This is a genomic window from Rhodoferax sp. GW821-FHT09E07 (genome assembly GCF_059416145.1).
The window spans coordinates 158,685-173,621 of sequence record NZ_JBWKOP010000003.1 but is presented as its reverse complement, the minus strand read 5'-3'; the positions used below and the strand labels follow the sequence as shown (position 1 = coordinate 173,621).

General features: G+C 60.4%; 15 protein-coding genes. 6 read left to right on the top strand and 9 right to left on the bottom strand.

From position 1 onward, the window contains the following. Nucleotides 1-69: 69 nt before the first annotated feature. Complete coding sequence (locus AC07OE_RS06585) at nucleotides 70-654, bottom strand: TetR/AcrR family transcriptional regulator (protein ID WP_495069761.1); 585 nt, start codon at nucleotides 652-654, stop codon at nucleotides 70-72. Nucleotides 655-716: 62 nt separating this feature from the next. Continuing rightward, nucleotides 717-968: a hypothetical protein gene (locus tag AC07OE_RS06580; RefSeq protein WP_495069760.1), complete on the bottom strand. Its 252-nt coding sequence runs from the start codon at nucleotides 966-968 to the stop codon at nucleotides 717-719. Nucleotides 969-1,282: 314 nt separating this feature from the next. Here AC07OE_RS06580 and AC07OE_RS06575 point away from each other — a divergent pair, with 314 nt between their 5' ends. Then, a complete protein-coding gene (locus tag AC07OE_RS06575; RefSeq protein WP_495069759.1) occupies nucleotides 1,283-5,068 on the top strand; it encodes a M48 family metallopeptidase in 3,786 nt (1,261 codons plus the stop codon). Between the two features lie 98 nt (nucleotides 5,069-5,166). On the opposite strand, the gene AC07OE_RS06570 is transcribed toward AC07OE_RS06575, so the two are convergent. The 7 genes from AC07OE_RS06570 to AC07OE_RS06540 all read right to left on the bottom strand — a co-directional run bounded on the left by AC07OE_RS06570 (nucleotide 5,167) and on the right by AC07OE_RS06540 (nucleotide 11,076). After that, nucleotides 5,167-5,883: an ArsR/SmtB family transcription factor gene (locus AC07OE_RS06570; protein WP_495069758.1), complete on the bottom strand. Its 717-nt coding sequence runs from the start codon at nucleotides 5,881-5,883 to the stop codon at nucleotides 5,167-5,169. Beyond that, nucleotides 5,880-6,227: an NIPSNAP family protein gene (locus tag AC07OE_RS06565; protein ID WP_495069757.1), complete on the bottom strand. Its 348-nt coding sequence runs from the start codon at nucleotides 6,225-6,227 to the stop codon at nucleotides 5,880-5,882. Before AC07OE_RS06565 ends, AC07OE_RS06570 begins: the two co-directional genes overlap by 4 nt. A 113-nt stretch (nucleotides 6,228-6,340) precedes the next feature. Further along, nucleotides 6,341-7,828 (bottom strand): hypothetical protein, encoded by a 1,488-nt coding sequence (locus AC07OE_RS06560; protein WP_495069756.1) that lies wholly within the window; start codon nucleotides 7,826-7,828, stop codon nucleotides 6,341-6,343. Between the two features lies 1 nt (nucleotide 7,829). After that, nucleotides 7,830-9,185 carry a KGGVGR-motif variant AAA ATPase gene (locus AC07OE_RS06555; RefSeq protein ID WP_495069755.1) on the bottom strand — a complete coding sequence of 452 codons (1,356 nt, stop codon included), beginning with the start codon at nucleotides 9,183-9,185 and terminating at the stop codon, nucleotides 7,830-7,832. Continuing rightward, the gene (locus tag AC07OE_RS06550) at nucleotides 9,182-9,586 is read right to left on the bottom strand and encodes a hypothetical protein (RefSeq protein ID WP_495069754.1); all 405 of its coding nucleotides are present in this window, start codon (nucleotides 9,584-9,586) and stop codon (nucleotides 9,182-9,184) included. The genes AC07OE_RS06555 and AC07OE_RS06550 overlap by 4 nt, the downstream gene beginning before the upstream one ends. 120 nt (nucleotides 9,587-9,706) lie before the next feature. Next, entirely contained in the window at nucleotides 9,707-10,603 is an 897-nt protein-coding gene (locus AC07OE_RS06545) for an NAD(P)/FAD-dependent oxidoreductase (RefSeq protein WP_495069753.1), read from the bottom strand. Next, on the bottom strand, nucleotides 10,600-11,076 hold the full coding sequence (locus tag AC07OE_RS06540) for an Rrf2 family transcriptional regulator (RefSeq protein ID WP_495069752.1): 477 nt from the start codon (nucleotides 11,074-11,076) through the stop codon (nucleotides 10,600-10,602). The genes AC07OE_RS06545 and AC07OE_RS06540 overlap by 4 nt, the downstream gene beginning before the upstream one ends. Before the next feature lie 155 nt (nucleotides 11,077-11,231). On the opposite strand from AC07OE_RS06540, the gene AC07OE_RS06535 reads away from it, so the two are divergent. The 5 genes from AC07OE_RS06535 (at nucleotide 11,232) to AC07OE_RS06515 (ending at nucleotide 14,889) form a co-directional block, all read left to right on the top strand. Continuing rightward, nucleotides 11,232-11,906: a dihydrodipicolinate reductase gene (locus AC07OE_RS06535; protein ID WP_495069751.1), complete on the top strand. Its 675-nt coding sequence runs from the start codon at nucleotides 11,232-11,234 to the stop codon at nucleotides 11,904-11,906. An 82-nt stretch (nucleotides 11,907-11,988) separates the two neighbouring features. Next, nucleotides 11,989-12,252: a hypothetical protein gene (locus AC07OE_RS06530; RefSeq protein ID WP_495069750.1), complete on the top strand. Its 264-nt coding sequence runs from the start codon at nucleotides 11,989-11,991 to the stop codon at nucleotides 12,250-12,252. Continuing rightward, on the top strand, nucleotides 12,249-12,602 hold the full coding sequence (locus tag AC07OE_RS06525; protein ID WP_495069749.1) for a RidA family protein: 354 nt from the start codon (nucleotides 12,249-12,251) through the stop codon (nucleotides 12,600-12,602). The genes AC07OE_RS06530 and AC07OE_RS06525 overlap by 4 nt, the downstream gene beginning before the upstream one ends. Nucleotides 12,603-12,606: 4 nt before the next feature. Further along, a complete protein-coding gene (locus AC07OE_RS06520; protein ID WP_495069748.1) occupies nucleotides 12,607-14,064 on the top strand; it encodes a pyridoxal phosphate-dependent decarboxylase family protein in 1,458 nt (485 codons plus the stop codon). Continuing rightward, nucleotides 14,065-14,889 carry a phytanoyl-CoA dioxygenase family protein gene (locus tag AC07OE_RS06515; protein WP_495069747.1) on the top strand — a complete coding sequence of 275 codons (825 nt, stop codon included), beginning with the start codon at nucleotides 14,065-14,067 and terminating at the stop codon, nucleotides 14,887-14,889. Nucleotides 14,890-14,937: the final 48 nt, after the last annotated feature.

Here is a 14,937-nt window from a genome sequence, read left to right as displayed (position 1 = left end):
AGTTTACCTATCTATTAGTTGGTAGATTGAGAGGTTAAAAAAACGAGGGAACGAAGAACTGCGAAATGCTCAGGGAGACGTCAGCCGGCGCAGCAACGGCTGAACGATGCGGGGAAACATGTCTGGGTCGCCAAACGCGCGGGCCGACAGCATCGCGCCGTGCACGGTGGCCATAAAGGTCTTGGCCTCTTCCTCGGGCGTGGTCTGCAGGAAGAACGCCTTTTGCGCCGCGCCGCGGGTCAGCACCCCGGTGAGCCAGGCGCTCAATTCTGAAAAATGGCCCCGCACCTCATCCGCCACTTCGGCCGGAATGGCGGGCAGCTCTGCCGCCAGCATGGCGCAGACGCAAAAGGGCAGGCTGCCCTCGCGGATGCAGGCCGACCAGTAATCCGTGTAGGCCTGCAGCTGCGCTACGGGGGCCGACACCTGCTGCTCCAGCGCAGCCACCCCGGCGCGGACCTCCGCGCGGTACCGCACCAGCACCACGCGCACCAGTTCTGCCTTGCTGGCAAAGTGGTGGTGGATGCTGGGCTTGCTGATGTTGACGGCCGCAGACACATCGGCATAGCTGAACCCGTTGTAGCCCCCGGCCGCCAACAGCGAACGCGCGCAGGCAACGATTTCGGCGGCTTTGGGGGAGAGTTCGGTGTCCATGGTGCGTAGTCTACCAACTAGTAGATTGGTACGTCAAGCGTTTTCTCGGAACCAGCAGCTTGTTACTTGGCACGTTTGAGAATAGTGCCGGGCTTCACGCGTTTGCCCAAGGGCAGGTTTTTGATGACGATGGAGGTGCCATCCGCACGACGCTCCACCATTTGGCCCAGGCTCGTCTTCACGACGACGGCACCGGTGCGTTGCAGCGTAGTCTTATAGGCCACATGTCCCGACTTGGCTGCGAGCTCAGGGAAGCGACGCTCGGCAATTTGCATTGCGTGTTCGGACAGGGGCAAGCTGTTGCGGGAAGACATAAAAGGTCTAAAGAGTCGGTGTGGCCTGATTTTAGTAGTCCGCCCAGCACCGGTGGGCGGATTAGGCGCTGATTCCCCCGGGTAGCGATGGGGTCACGGCATCATGGATGCCGTGCACGATTGCTATCAAAACAGAAGCTGCGCGCGCTTATTCCAAGAGGGCTAACGGCACATTTCGTCAATAAGAAACTCTCGTAGTCGCTGCGCGTAATTTCCCTCCTGCTATGGGCGTGCGCCAGCCATCGGTGCCGCTGGATGACATGGCTAAACTAGCTTTGGGTATTCATTAATAAAAAACTCAGGGAGAGGATTTCATGGAGTTGAACTATCCAGCCGGGCCACAGGCCTATCCAGAAGAACTGGTCAAGGCCACCCCGGCCTACCGGCGACACGCCTGGGCTGCGTTGCTTGCGCTGCTGTCCTTTGTCGTGTTTTACTTTTCACTCTCCGGTTGGTTTATCTGGAAGTGCTATGCGCTAATACGCGCCAGTGCACGGTCACCAAATGATGGTGTCTGGCTTTTTCTGGGCGGTCTTGCAGCCGGCTTTGTTGCGCTCTTCATGCTCAAGGCCATCTGGTTCGTCAAACGCAACAGTACCGAGGGTCTTGCGGAGGTCAAGCAGGACGAACAGCCTGAGCTGTTTGCATTCCTCTACCGCCTGGCAGATGAGGCGCGCGCCCCCCGGCCACGCAAGGTGTTTCTGTCGTCCCGGGTCAATGCAGCGGTGTTTTATGACCTCACCCTGTTGAACCTGGTGTTCCCGTCGCAGAAGAACCTGGAGATTGGCCTGCCTTTGGTGAACGTATTGAATGCTTCGGAGTTCAAGGCCGTGCTGGCCCATGAATTTGGACATTTCGCCCAGCGCTCCATGGCAGTCGGCCGCTGGGTCTACATCGCCCAGCAGATTGCGGCGCATGTGGTGGCAAAGCGGGATAGCCTGGACGATTTCCTTCGCAGCCTGTCTAGGATTGATGTGCGTATTGCCTGGGTGGGCTGGGTTCTGTCGGTGGTGGTGTGGGCCATCCGGTCCATCGTCGACACCTTCTTCAAGGTGGTTCTGGCAGCAGAGCGCGCACTGTCGCGCGAGATGGAATTCCAAGCCGACCGCGTGTCGGTCAGCCTCACGGGCAGCGATGCCCTGATCAACGCCCTCTACCGAATCCAGTCTGCCGATGCGGCGTGGGACAGGGCCTTGGCATTTGCCAACGCTGAATTGAAAGCTGGCCGTGTAACCGCCGACCTGTTCGACATCCAGACGCGCATCATCGCCAAGTTGCGCGACATCCTGGACGACCCGACCTACGGTGAACCTGCCCGCCCCAGCGGTGACCCGGCGGCGCATCGCGTCTTCGAGCTGCAAGCCGTGCAGGGGTCGCGCATGTGGGCAAGCCACCCGCTCAACCATGAGCGCGAGGCCAATGCCAAGCAGATCTACCTGCCAGTGCCATTGGACGAAGAATCCGCATGGAGCCTCTTCCGCGACCCCGAGGCGCTGAAGTTGAAGCAGTGCTCTGACATGGCAGCGTCCATCGATCCCCCGTTGCCGGTGGCCAGCCGGGAGGAGTCGCTGGCTGCGCTGGAGGTGGAATATGGCCGTGAGTCTTACCAGCGCATCTACCGGGGCTGCTACCTGTCCCGCTCCGTCACGCGGCATGCGGCGCAGGTGTATGACCTGTATGCAGAGGAGGGCGCTACCTTCTCCGCCATCTATCCCGATTCGCTGCAGTCGGACCTGCGGCAGCTGGATGTCCTGCTGGGTGAACGCGCGCAGTTGACTGCCATCAAGGATGGCACGGCGAAGGGCGTGGACGGTTTGATCCGCTTCCGCGGCGACACCATCAAGCGCAAAGACATCAGCGCCACCTTGCGCACCATTGGGCAGGAAATAGATGCCCTGAATGCGCGGCTTGTGGCCCACGACTCCCTGTGCCGGGCAGCAGCCCGTGCCCAGGCCCGCAAGGCAGGCGAGGACTGGGATGCCTACCTGCGCGGACTGCTGTCGCTGGTGCACTACACGGAACACCTGCAGGCCAACATTGCTGATGCGCACGGCGCGCTGGCCAATGTGGTCGCCATGGTCACGGCCAAACGCAAGGTCAACGATGACGAGCGCAAGCGCATCGTGGACAAAGCCGCCGATCTGTACCGCTTGTTGCAGGAGATCGACAACGGCCGTAGCTCCGTCATCGTGGACGAAGCCACTCTGAAGCTGGCAGGTGTGGCTGACTGGACGTCCATGCTGGAGACCTTCACCCTGGGGGCCCCCGGGGAGACAAATATCGGCGAGTGGATCAAGGTCATTGATGGCTGGGTGCAATCGTACAACCCAGCCTTGGGGCGCATGCGCCGCGCCGCGCTGGACCAACTGCTGGTGACCGAAAACCGCCTGCACGCCGCCGCGGGTGACCGCGAGCAACTGGGCGCTGCACCCGCAGCCCCCAGTGTGCCTGCCAACTATTCGACCTTTGTGGTGGGACAAGAGCGGCCCCTGCAAACCAAGCTGGACTGGTGGTCGCGCTTCCAGGTGGCCGATGGCTGGGTCCCCGGGACGGCCCGATTCCTGGTGGCTGGCGGCATCATTGGCGGCTTGATGGGCATGAGTGCCAGCGTGGGCACGGCGACGCTGTGGATTCACAACGGCCTGGACCGCAGCGTGATTGCACACGTAGGCGAGCATGCGGTGTCGCTCCCCGCAGGGGGCACCGATAGTATTCAGCTGGATCTGGACAAGGCCCTGCTGGTTTCTGCCCGCACCAAGGATGGCAAGGAGATCGAGTCCTTCAAGGAGACCCCCGACATCATCAGCGGGCAGTATGTCTACAACATTGCCCAGGCCAGCCCTCTGTTGGAGTGGACAGTGGGCTACGGCACCTCCATCGGATCACCGGCACACGAAGTCGACTACGGGCGGTGGTTTCCCACCTCCGTGCAAGTGGTGCTGGCCGAGCCACCCCAAAGCATCCAGACCAAGGGCGGCGGCGGTACACGCACGGTGCTGAGTGCACCGCCTGACACGTCGATGCACAGCAACCTGGGCAACACGGAAACAGAGCGCACGCGCAACGCTCTGATTTTTGCCCACGCCCGCTGGGACGCGCCGGAGTCGGCCAACCTGATGGGTTGGGTCGGCCTGGCCTCCAGCTTGCCGGAGTACCCGGCCATTCTCCAGGGCAGACTGGCCGACAACCCGCTCGATATCGTGTCCTTGCGCGCCGAACAGGAAATCGCTGGCAGTCGCCCGGCCACGTGTGCACGGCAGACGGCGCTGGCCGGCCAGCACGCGGACAACGCAGACCTGCAATACCTTGCGGTGCGCTGCATGGAGCCAGGCCCCGCGCGCGAAGCGGCCTTCAAGACAGGCTACAAAAACCATCCCGACAACGGCTGGTTTGCGTATGCAGCCGGGTACGACTTTGCCGCTGTGGGCAATTGGCCAGAGTCCGCCAAGGCCTACGGGGTCGCGGTGGGCAAGGCCACGCTGGCAGAGCAGGCCGCGGCGGACTTGGCGCGCGTGCGGCGGTTGTCGCAGGGCGCCAATGCCAATGTGCAGGACCTCCTGCCCAAATCCGCTGCCTTGCGGACCAACCGCATTCTTGAAACGGGCGAGGGCATGTCAGAGGGCGACACCGCCAGGATCTACTTCGATCTAAACCGTGGTCAGGTGGATAGCGCGGCCAAACGCTGGAAAGCTGCCACCGGCAATGAGCGCGCCCTGCGGCTGATCGCTGCATCGGAAGGCGCGCCCGCCGACCTCATCGAGCGCAGCCTGACGCTTGCGCCCAATCAGGGCATGGACGGCGACGTGTTTTGGAGTGCGCTGGGCCTGGCGTTGCGCCACCAGCGCAATGCCGAACCGCTGCTGGCCCAGCTGAAAGCGGACCCGAACCAGGAGGCGCTGCCGCTGCGCAAGTTTGTGGAAATCATGCAGACGACCCAGGACACGGCGCAGGCAGACAAGGCCCTGGAAAACGTGCTGCCCCAGATGCGCGCGCAAGCCTATGTGGTGGGGGTGATTGTGATGGGCCGCAAGGCGCCAGCCGCTTGGCGAGACTTTGCCAAAAAGGCACTGCTGGTGACGGAGCGCCCCTACCTGGGCTGACGCCAAAGGGAGCCTACAAAATACGCTCTCCTCTGAAAAACGCTATTGATTTAGTAGCTGCTAGCGCATATTCGACGGGGGCTAGCGGCGTATTTCCTTCATAACGCGTTGACCGAAGGCAGCAACCCCGCCAGGTGCTTGCGCCCCAGTGGCGTCACCTCCAGCGCGCGTTCGCCTTCATGGCGGCGCAGCCAGCCGTGCTGCAGGCAGTGCGCCAGCAGCGCCTTGGGCAGCTTGCCGGCCATGTGGTCGCGGCGCTCGGACCAGTCCAGGCAGCGGTAGGCCAGGCGGGTGGATGCAGCGGGTTTGTCCATGCCGTCCACCGCAAAGCCCATCGCATCCAGCCCGGCCTTGCCTTGGGCGGTGAGCAGGTAGCCATCTCCCGCGGGGCTGAGCCATTCCTTGGACAGCAGCTGCGAAAACATCTCCACCCCCAGTTGCCCCGCCAGGTGTCCGTAGCAGCAGCGCGCAAAGCGCAGCCGCTGGCGCGTGGGGTTGGCCCAGGCGGCGGTGTGGGTGCGGCGCTCGGCCATCAGCGCCACCGCCTCCAGCGCGTGGGCCACCTCGTCGTCGGCCAGCTTGTAGTAGCGGTGCCGCCCGCGCTGCTCGCACACCAGCAGCTCCGCGGCCATCAGCTTGCCCAGGTGCCCGCTGGCCGTGGCTGGCGATACGGACGCGGCCCGTGCCAGTTCCCCCGCGCTGGCGTATTCGCCAGACAGCAGGTAGCTGAGCATGCGGGCGCGTGTGGCGTCGGCAATCACCGCAGCCACGCTGGCCAGCCGGGGTTCAAACGGGGCGGGGGAGGGAGAAGTCATACCGCTTCAATATAGCCCGTGGGCACCTGCAGGTAGCTGGCGGGCACCGGCTGGGGGAAGGTGCGTTCCTCTTTCAGGATGAAACGCTCGCGCTGCGCAAACGCAAAGTTGGCAACCGCCTCGTCGTCCTCGCGCAGGCGCTGGCGGTAGGCCTCATACGCCGCCAGGCTAGAGAACGAGATCAGTCCCCACGCCTCGTAGTTGCTGCCCTCGTGCGGCACAAAGTAACCCAGCAAATGCCCACCCAGGCGGGGAATGATGCGCGCCCAGCTGTTGGCGTAGGCCGTGAACTGGTCTTTCTGGAATGGGTCGATTTCGTAGCGGATAAAGCAGGTGATGGGCATGGGGACTCCTTTTGCGTGGTGATGCAACGGAGTCTGCGGGAGGAGTTTTGGGAATGCTTTGGCGGGTGGCGAAATGAACTCTCTCTGAGCTATGTCAGTACAGTAGATCCGATTCAACGCGGTGGTTTTACTCCGCCCTGCCGCTTGATGCCGAAGCCGATGCGAAATATGTCCGGCATGTTGAGTCGCCTATCTTCGGTGCGATAGAGAACAGCCAACTCAATTAAGTCATCAACTAATGCTTGTAAATCGCCTTTACGATGGGGGTCACTGGTGTAGCGACGCGGAGGGAGTCGCTCATTTTGAGTGGCGGCGTCGAGAGACGCCCGAATACAACTATCAGTCCATCGCTTCGTCAGTTCACCTATTGTCAAAGGAACCGTTGCACCATCCAGTGCATCAAGCAGCGGCCCAACCCAAGGGTAGTCTTCTTTAATCTCGCTAATCCTGATTTTGGAAGCTTCAACGACGCCCTGTTGAATACCTTCGTAGTGCAAAGCGGTTGGGTGATCGGGATACCGATCTTTTGTCCACTGAGCCGCTTTGTTGAAAGCCAAAAGAATACTTCGAGGACTGAGACGGCCTTTGGCATCTGATAAATGTGTCGGAATCCAAGTGAAGGTGAAGCCGCGCTTAGCGTTAGTGCCAACCCATGGACCTGCCAAGGCCTCAACAATACTCCGCAACGGCTGTTCTCGAGCCGTCAGACCGGGAGGAAGTGAATATGTACCACCAACACTCTCAAATTCAGAGTGAGTTTTATTGCTAATCTCTTGGCGGAATGTTGCTCCAACTGACCCAGAGTTGGCTAGATGCATTAAGACAAGTCCAAATAAATCGTTGGGTCGCCAAGTCAGTGTTTCCTTGCTATGCAGCAATTTTGAGCTGTCCGCAAATCGCCATACTTCATCGTCTTCTTCTACCATGTCAGTGCGTAGAAAAAACTTGAATCGGATAGCACGACGAGTGCGACATTCCAAACCGAGCTGAAGAGCTGAGGAAAGTAATAGACGAATATGCGCCCAGTCTGCTGCCACTTTGTCCAGTGAATCAAAAAGCAGCAGGAATATTTTTCCTTGCTGGACCAAATCTCGATCACAAGCGGTCAGATGATTGTCCGCCGCATCTCGATTGTCTTTAACCCAAAATGCTGCGGAATCTACATCGTTGTTGAATGGCTTTGGTTTTCCTAGAGCTTCAAGCAATTGCCTGAGCAAAACAGAACGCCATATGTCGTCCGCAGTGCATCCACTATTCATCAGTGATGTCACTCGCTTTGCAGTCGGAAATGCATCATTGTCTAAACTCATGCCAAAACCAATTTTTACAATTAGTTGGCCTAGTTTTTGGACGTGCACTACGTCAGAAATAAGTTGACGAGTGTCATCGTCCAAAAGTGCAGCTGTCCAAAAGCTTTTGCCAGCTCCACGCATACCTTCAACAATGCTGACTTCTTGCAGCAAGGCTTTGTTGTGTAGTGATGGAACGTAAATTTCTGATGGTTGAGGTGGATGAAGATCTTCCTTTGCAGAAACTAAGGGCAAATCGATAAGTGCCTGGCGAATGCTTACAGCATCAAAGGAGAACGTAGGTTGTTTCATATTATGTCTGCCCAGCGACCGTTTCATCCGGAAACATGCGCGCAGTAGCGTCAGCAAAAAACTTACCAAATGTCGCGTCGATGGCGCGCCAATCTGGTCGATTTTCACTTTGGATTAAGTCAAAACCTTTAACACTGGAATCAAAATGAACGAACAGTGGTGCGTGAGGGGCGTTATCCTGACTCAATTCAAAAACTACAGGTACAGGTAGTTGGGAGTTCTTTAAGGTTTCCTCTTCAGCATTGGTAACACCGGCATCGTATAGAGCATCGCTCCAAACGCTATAGCAAGTATCAGTAAAGCGCCGTTGAGCGGATTCGGAAGGCTCTAATTGGGCCCCAACCATTTTCAGTTTCCAGCGCAAGTCAGAGTCATTCATGCCAACAGCTACGCTGCGTGAATTGCTTAGATGTTCGAACAGCTGACGGTAGGCCTGCCAGCTCTGATAGTCATCGCGTGCAAACAAGAAAACCTCAGCACCCAAACGAGTGACTGCAGCTGCCCCAATATCGTGCAACCCCGCTCTGCTGTCGAGCAAAACTAAATCTGGGCGATCTTGCAGATCAGACAATTGCTGCAGTAGTACCAGTAAACGATCAGCTAATCCAAGAAACTGTCCAGTCTCACTGGAAAATGTAGGCATGTAAATGCGCCCAAGTTTATTAACATACTCCTTGGTCTTCTTGCCAAATGCAGGCAATACACGAATTTTTCCTGGCTCATTACGTGCTAAATCGCAATCGACGAGGCATTCAAGTAATAACGGCTCATCAGCTTGCCCAACTAAGGCCTCAACAAGCCAGTCGGCTAAACCATAGTCGGGTAGGCGATCTTTATTTAGTAGAAGCCCCGCTACACCTGGTGCTTCTAAATCGAGGTCTACGAGAACTACGTTTTTTCCTGCGCGCGCGAGAGACCACGCCCAAAGCGCAAAAGCTGTTGTTCTTCCAACGCCACCTTTAATGCTAAATGCAACTGCTGTTGGCAGCGGCGAATGCTCAACTAGGGAGGCACGTAGCCAATCCTGATTGGTTAATAAGCGATCCACTAGCCATATATTGTGGGCATCGTGTAGGCGGATTCGATCCGGTGAGTCCAAGACATCTGCAGGGTCAATCAAATCGCTTTCCTGCAACAAGACTTGGTTGTTTCCTGCGCTATAGGCTCCCAAAGATTTATGCAGTTGATTGGCTAAAGTGTTTCTATCATCTGCTTCTGATATCACATTGTTGGGTATCACCACAGTCAACGCACCAAAGCTGTCTCGTACCAGAGTGACATCGACATTTGGGCTCAATTTTTTCGCGAGAAGATCCCGTACGCTAGAAATAGCTTCATCAAATTTGATTTGTGTCATGCACGTCTTTCGCCAGATAAATTGACAGCACCAAACAACCGACTTGCAACTTTCTTATGCGACGCCAATGTTGGCTCGGTTACATTTCCATTTGAAAAATAGCGCTGATTGACGTCCCAGTCGGAGAAGTGGTTAGGCGTTTTTAATATTGCAACTAATTTTGGATAGGCCTTTTGCAGACTCTGGTGCCCTACCTTATCCCAGAGCACATTGATGTGTTGTTTGTACGATGCACTTAACACCCCAGATGTTGAAAAAGCAGGGTACGCTATCAACACCTTTTTTATGGCGCATTCGGCTGCAAACCCATAGTGATGGTCCGCGTTTTCAATGCGATTTTCACGTTCAAGCAATTCAGCGTCTTTCCAATGTCTGACAGCAGCGATGGCGTAATTTTCCATTTCAACCAATCTATTGTTGTTTGTGTGTTGCTGAGGTATTTGGTAAGCTGATTTTAGGTGCGGCGTGGAGGCAGTCCAGTTCTGGGACTCAACCTTTATCTCTCCCGTGGCAATTTCACCTCAACCCATCGACCCCCGATGCGCCCCAAACCCCGCCATCGCCCCATCCGCCACGGCTAACGTCACGTTCCCCGCCGCCCGCGCGGCATCCCCACACGCAAACACATTTGGCACGCTGGTGGCCTTGAAGTCATCCACCTTGATGAACATGCCCATAGGGCCGTCTTCCAGCGCGCAGCCCAGTTGCACGGCCATGGGGCTGCTCAGCAGCGTGCGTGGCTGGGTGAATAGGCCGTTCAAGCGGATGGTGCGGCCGTCTTGCAGCACCACGTCGGCATGGCCGTCTATGCGCGCAATGGGCGTCGCTTCTATCTGTGTGCCGCGGCGGGCGATGGCGGCCAGGTCTTCGTCGCTGGGCGTGTAGGCGCCGTTCAGAAACAGCGTGGGGCTGCCCCAGTCCGGCAGCATGAGCGCGTGGTGCAGCGCCAAGGGTGACGCGGCGATGATGCCGATGGGGCCGGCGTTCATCTCGTAGCCATGGCAATACGGGCAGTGGAAGATGCTGCGGCCCCAGCGCTCGGCCAGGCCGGGCACGGGCGGCAGTTCGTCGCGCACGCCGGTGGCCAGGATGAGGCGGTGGGCGCTGATGCGCTCGCTGCCCACGCGGAATTCCAGCCGGCCGTTGCTGGCCACGCGGGCCTCGTCTGCTGTGCCGTGCATCCATTCCACGTTGGGGTAGTTCATCAGCTGCTCGCGGGCGTCGGCGGCTATCTCGGCCGGTGCGCGGCCGTCTTGCGTCAAAAAGCCGTGCGATGTTTCGCCCGCGGCGTCCACAAAACGGTTGCGGCGCTGGCCGGCGTCTACCACCAGCACGTTGCGGCGCGCGCGGGCCAGTTGCAGGGCGGCAGACAAGCCGGCGTAGCTGCCGCCGATGACGGCAAAGGCTATGTGCTTCATGCGCTGTGTTCCTTCAGATGGTGGTGGCCCGCATGGCCCGATGCTTTGTGCTGCGCCATGCGGCGGTGAAAGTCCTTGGAGAGCGTGGCCAGGGTGACGGCGCCAAAGCGCTTGAGCAGCAGGGCCTCGGCCTCCTGCGCGGCGCCAGCCAGGGCGTCGTTCACGGCCTGGGCCACCAGGCAGGTGGGGTTGTCTTCTCTAAAGCCCAGCGACACCAGCGGTGGCGCACCCAGTGCCTGGTACACGTCGCCCAGCGTGATGCGGTCCATGTCGCATGACAGCACCCAGCCGCCGCCATGGCCTTTGGCAGACACCACAAACCCGGCTTCACGCAGGCCGCCCATCAGGCGGCGCAGCACCACGGGGTTGGTCTGCATGGCGGCGGCCAGCGCCTCCGAGGTGGCCGGGCCTTCGCCCTCGGCCATGTGCAGCAGCACATGGAGGACGTCGGATAATTGATTGTTTGATTTCATGTAACTAATGTAGTTGCATGAAATAAACCTTGTGCACTAAATGGAATTGCCGCTGATTGGTTTCGATACGCGTAACGGCCGCGGCGTTCGTCCCAGGCAAATGCGGGGCGTGCCTAGAATGGGCAACCCTCCGTGCTACCAATCTGAACCATCTCATGCAAATCATCGTCGTCGGGACTGGCAAGCTGGCCACCGAACTGCTCCATTCGCTCAAGCCAGACAGCGGGGGGCAGGTCTCTTCGTGGGCAGACCGGACCCAGGGTGCGGACAAGTCTGTGGTCATCCACGCGGGTTCCGGCCGAGAGCTCGCCGCTGTCACTGCCTACTGTGCGGACACGCAGTCGCCCCTGATCGAACTGTCCACGGGGTCTGCGCTGGAGTCTGCGCAGCACAGCTTTCCGGTGGTGGTGTGCCCCAACACCAACATCCTGATGCTCAAGTTCATGGCCATGCTGGCCAAGAGCGGGCACCTGTTTCAGAACCACACCATCCAGCTCACTGAGTCGCACCAGGCCGGCAAGACCTCGGTGCCTGGCACCGCCGTGAACATGGCGCAGTCGCTGGGCTTGCAGGACAGCGACATCCAATCGGTGCGACAGGCAGCGGTGCAACGGGATGAACTGCAGATTCCAGAGGCGCACCTGGCTCGCCACGCCTACCACCGCATCCTGATCCAGGATGGCGAGTGCAGCCTGCAGTTCGAAACTCGGGTCTACGGTGACTCGCCCTACGCTGACGGCGTGGCCCGCATTGTGGCCGCGGTACAGGCCCACCCGCTGGATAACCGCAGCTACTCCGTCATGGAATTTGTGGACAACGGCTGGCTCTAGCCCCCCGCCAGTCCAACGCATGGTGTTTGCGCAGCCCACGCCGTTTAGACTTGCGCCATCGTCATTTCAGCCCGCCGTTTATATGTCTACTCCCTACATTTCCACGCGTGAAGCCTCAGAAGCCCAAGCCTGGGAGGCGCTCAAGGCATTGGGCGACATGGCGCTGGCACAGGGCGGCTTGCAGGCGGTGCTGCAGATGTTTGTGGGGACCCTGACCGGGGCCGAAGAAGTGGCGCGCGTGAGCGAAGAGGCGGGCCACCCCGAGAGCATGACGCCCGAGGTGATTGCGCAGTGGATTTCTGTCGAGTACGTGCCCAGCATGCAGAACCTAAAATTCACGGCATGACAGCTCCAGACATCCAGCGCATTGCCCCCCAACCCTCCTGGTCCGACGCCGTGGTGCACAACGGCACGGTGTACTTTGTGGAAGTGCCCGAAAGCGGAACCGATATCACCACCCAGGCCCAGGCCGTGTTTGCCCAGGCCGGGCGCACGTTGGCGCTTGCGGGTAGCCACTCGGGCCGCTTGCTGATCGCCACGATTTACCTCAAGCACATGGCAGACCGTGCGGCATTCAACGCCGCGTGGCAGGCCTGGCTGCCCGCGGGCTGCGCACCGGTGCGTGTTTGCGTGAGCGCCGAAATGGCCAGCCCTGACTACCTGCTGGAGATCGCGTTCACGGCGGCCGTGGCCTGAGGCGATGGCACAACCCGCCAACACGCCTTTCCAGGCGGCAGACAGCCTGGACCCGACCGACTGGAACGCGGTGCGCCAGATGGGGCACCGCATGCTGGACGACATGGTGGACATGCTGGCTGGCCTGCGTGATGCGCCGGTGTGGCAGCCCATGCCGACTGATGTGCGCCACGCGCTGCGCAGCGGCGATGTGCCCACGGCGCCCGGCGACCTGGCCGCGGTGTACCACGACTTTCAGACACTGGTGCAGCCCTATGGCAGCGGCAACATCCACCCGCGCTTTGTGGGCTGGGTGCAGGGCGGTGGCAACCCCGTGGGCATGCTGGCCGAGCTGCTGACCGCAGCCACCAACCCCAACCTGGGCGGGCGCGACCACGCTCCCATCGAGGTGGAGCGCCAGGTGATCCGCTGGGCGGCGCAGATGCTGGGTTTTCCGCAGGATGCCAGCGGCGTGCTGGTTACCGGCACCTCCATGGCCAACCTGATTGCGGTGCTGGTGGCGCGCACGCGGGCGCTGGGCACCGCGGTGCGCCAGCAGGGCCTGCAAGGCCAGCCGCTGGTGGCCTATACCTCGATCGAGGCCCACAACTGCGTAGCGCGTGCGATGGACATGGCGGGCCTGGGTAGCGAGGCACTGCGCCTGATCACGCTGGATGCATGCCATCGCATGGACATGGACGTACTGCAAGCCGCCATTGCCAAAGACCGTGCCGCGGGCCTGCAACCCTTCATGGTGATTGGCAGCGCGGGCACGGTGGACACGGGCGCCGTGGATGACCTGGTGGCCTTGTCCGCACTCGCGCGGGCGCAGGGCCTGTGGTTCCATGTGGATGCCGCCTTTGGTGCGCTGGCCATGCTGTCGCCAGCGCAGCGGCATCTGGTGGCGGGGCTCAGCGGTGCAGATTCGGTGGCGTTTGATTTTCACAAATGGGCCCAGGTGCCCTACGACGCGGGCTGCATTCTGGTGCGCGACGCCGCGCTGCATGCGTCCACTTTTGCCACGCAGCCGGCCTATCTGCAGCGCAGCGCGCGCGGCCTGGCGGGCAACCACCCCTGGCCTACCGACTTTGGGCCGGACCTGTCGCGCGGTTTTCGCGCGCTCAAGGTGTGGATGACGCTGAAAACCTATGGCACCGACAAGCTGGGCCAGGTGGTGGCCAGCAACTGTGCGCTGGCACAGCAGTTGGCCAAGCGTGTGGGGGCAGATGCCTCGCTGGAGCTGCTGGCACCCGTGACGCTGAATGTGGTGTGCTTCCGTGTATTGGCCGATGTGCCGGATCTGGATGCGTTCAATGCCGATGTGGTGGCCGACGTGCAGGAGTCCGGCATTGCCGTGCCGTCCACCACGCGCGTGGGCGGCAAGACGGCCATTCGGGTCGCCTTTGTGAACCACCGCACCCGCGAAGAAGACCTGGACCTGCTGCTGGGCGCCATCCGCCAGGCGGTGAACCGCCGCACCTGAATGCCAAGCATGCACAACGCCTACGCGTTGCCCGCTGCCACCGTGCAGGATTACGCGCGTCAGGGCGCCGTGGTGCTGCGCGGTGTGCTCACGTCGGAAGAGGTCGCCACGCTGGCGCGCGGCATCGAGCACAACCTGGCGCACCTGAGTCCGCTGGCCCTGGTGGCCAGCCAGGCCGATGACCCGGGCAAGTTTGTCGAAGACTTTTGCACCTGGCAGCACAACCCCGACTATGCCGAGGTGATGCAACACAGCGCCTTGCCCCGTGTGGCCGCGCAACTGATGCAGAGCGACACGGTGCGCATCTACCACGACCACCTGCTGGTCAAAGAGCCCGGCACGCGGCAGCCCACGCCTTGGCACCAGGACCAGCCCTACTACAACGTGGCAGGCCGGCAGAACGTGAGCTTCTGGATTCCGGTGGACCCGGTGCCGCTGGAGAGCACGCTGCGCTTTGTGGCGGGCTCACATGCCGGTACCTGGTACATGCCGCGCACCTTCCGCGACCAGCAGGCCAAATGGTTCCCCGAAGGCGCCCTGGCCGAGCTGCCGCAGATCGACGCGCATCCCGACCAGTTTGAACAACTGGGCTGGGCGCTGCAGCCGGGCGATGCCGTGGCCTTCCACATGCTCACGCTGCACGCCAGCAGCGGCGTGGGGCCCGGCACGCGGCGGCGCGTGTTCTCGGCCCGCTACCTGGGCGACGACGCGCGCCACGCGGTGCGCAGCTGGCGCACCTCGCCCCCGTTCACCGGTCTGGCCGACAGGTTGCCCGATGGCGCCGAAATGGATGACGCGCTGTTTCCGTTGATTGCTACCAAATAAATAGCTACTTGCGCATATTCCACGGGGGCTAGAGGCCTATTTGGCCTT

Excerpts from the sequence above, each read along its gene's own strand:
- AC07OE_RS06585 (WP_495069761.1), bottom strand. The coding sequence starts at position 654 with ATGGACACCGAACTCTCCCCCAAAGCCGCCGAAATCGTTGCCTGCGCG.
- AC07OE_RS06580 (WP_495069760.1), bottom strand. The coding sequence starts at position 968 with ATGTCTTCCCGCAACAGCTTGCCCCTGTCCGAACACGCAATGCAAATT.
- AC07OE_RS06575 (WP_495069759.1), top strand. The coding sequence starts at position 1,283 with ATGGAGTTGAACTATCCAGCCGGGCCACAGGCCTATCCAGAAGAACTG.
- AC07OE_RS06570 (WP_495069758.1), bottom strand. The coding sequence starts at position 5,883 with ATGACTTCTCCCTCCCCCGCCCCGTTTGAACCCCGGCTGGCCAGCGTG.
- AC07OE_RS06565 (WP_495069757.1), bottom strand. The coding sequence starts at position 6,227 with ATGCCCATCACCTGCTTTATCCGCTACGAAATCGACCCATTCCAGAAA.
- AC07OE_RS06560 (WP_495069756.1), bottom strand. The coding sequence starts at position 7,828 with ATGAAACAACCTACGTTCTCCTTTGATGCTGTAAGCATTCGCCAGGCA.
- AC07OE_RS06555 (WP_495069755.1), bottom strand. The coding sequence starts at position 9,185 with ATGACACAAATCAAATTTGATGAAGCTATTTCTAGCGTACGGGATCTT.
- AC07OE_RS06550 (WP_495069754.1), bottom strand. The coding sequence starts at position 9,586 with ATGGAAAATTACGCCATCGCTGCTGTCAGACATTGGAAAGACGCTGAA.
- AC07OE_RS06545 (WP_495069753.1), bottom strand. The coding sequence starts at position 10,603 with ATGAAGCACATAGCCTTTGCCGTCATCGGCGGCAGCTACGCCGGCTTG.
- AC07OE_RS06540 (WP_495069752.1), bottom strand. The coding sequence starts at position 11,076 with ATGAAATCAAACAATCAATTATCCGACGTCCTCCATGTGCTGCTGCAC.
- AC07OE_RS06535 (WP_495069751.1), top strand. The coding sequence starts at position 11,232 with ATGCAAATCATCGTCGTCGGGACTGGCAAGCTGGCCACCGAACTGCTC.
- AC07OE_RS06530 (WP_495069750.1), top strand. The coding sequence starts at position 11,989 with ATGTCTACTCCCTACATTTCCACGCGTGAAGCCTCAGAAGCCCAAGCC.
- AC07OE_RS06525 (WP_495069749.1), top strand. The coding sequence starts at position 12,249 with ATGACAGCTCCAGACATCCAGCGCATTGCCCCCCAACCCTCCTGGTCC.
- AC07OE_RS06520 (WP_495069748.1), top strand. The coding sequence starts at position 12,607 with ATGGCACAACCCGCCAACACGCCTTTCCAGGCGGCAGACAGCCTGGAC.
- AC07OE_RS06515 (WP_495069747.1), top strand. The coding sequence starts at position 14,065 with ATGCCAAGCATGCACAACGCCTACGCGTTGCCCGCTGCCACCGTGCAG.